General features: G+C 48.6%; 1 pseudogene. It reads left to right on the top strand.

Annotated features, from left to right (window positions below):
- Positions 1–27: 27 nt before the first annotated feature.
- A pseudogene (locus R7070_RS26330) lies at positions 28–1,086 on the top strand (ExeM/NucH family extracellular endonuclease); the annotation flags it as partial.

Raw genomic sequence — 1,086 nt, 5'->3', positions numbered from 1 at the left:
TAGCCTCCCGGAAGAGACCAGGCAAAAGCCGTCCCCCTAGCAAAACCAAATTCAGAGAATCGAGTTTTCCTAGAATCTGATGCCAAAGCACCGAACGGCAAAATTCCTTACTACCCTGAGTTTGGTCAAGATTTGGATCAAGACGGTTCATCTGAACAGCACATTCGCTTAGGTTCGCGCGTTGAAGGTTTACAGGGCGTAGTGAATTACAGCTACAACGAATACCGTCTGATCGCGACGAACGATGTAAACAACACTAACTTTGTGGCAGCGGGTGATGGTTTTGATGTAGAGCGTAAAGCGGCGCCAGCTATCGCAGAGTCGGATTTACGCGTTGCAAGCTTTAACGTGCTTAACTACTTCACTTCGGTTGCAGACAGCGGAAACAACAACCCGACAGGCCAAAACCGTGGCGCGACGAACCATGATGAGTTCTTGATCCAACAAGCGAAGATCGTGTCTGCGATGAATAAGATGGATGCTGACATCATTGGTTTGATGGAAGTGGAAAATAACGGCTTCGGTGATGGCAGTGCTGTGCAAAACTTGGTGGATGCATTGAATGCAGAAATCGATGACGCAGACGATCATTACACTTACGTTGAAATCGCAGATAAAGACAAGTACCAAGAAGAGTACTTCGGAAGCGATGCTATCATGGTTGCTATCTTGTACCGCGCGAAAGTGGTCACGCCAAAAGAAGCGGCGAAAGTGATCTTCACGCCAGAGCAGCACATTGCCGAAAACACCATTACTCGTAAAGATGGTGCTGAGAGCAACCCTGCGTACGACAAATACCAACGCCACAGCTTGTTGCAAACCTTCACGGTACAAGAGAGCGGTGAAGATCTTTCTATCGTCGTTAACCACTTCAAATCGAAAGGTTCTGAATGTATTGAAGAGTGGATCGCTGGCGTAGAAGACTCGGAGCCTACGGATCTGCAAGGCAACTGTAACAACTTCCGCGTTTCTGCTGCGCACGCAGTGGGTGAAGCGTTGAAAGACGTGAAAGGCGATGTGTTGCTGATGGGGGACCTCAATGCGTACGGCATGGAAGATCCACTACTGACACTGACTGACTACTCG

The organism is Vibrio sp. 1557, assembly GCF_033340175.1.
Classification (GTDB): domain Bacteria; phylum Pseudomonadota; class Gammaproteobacteria; order Enterobacterales; family Vibrionaceae; genus Vibrio; species Vibrio alginolyticus.
Note: the sequence above shows the minus strand (reverse complement) of the source record. Positions and strands in the feature narration are given on the sequence as shown.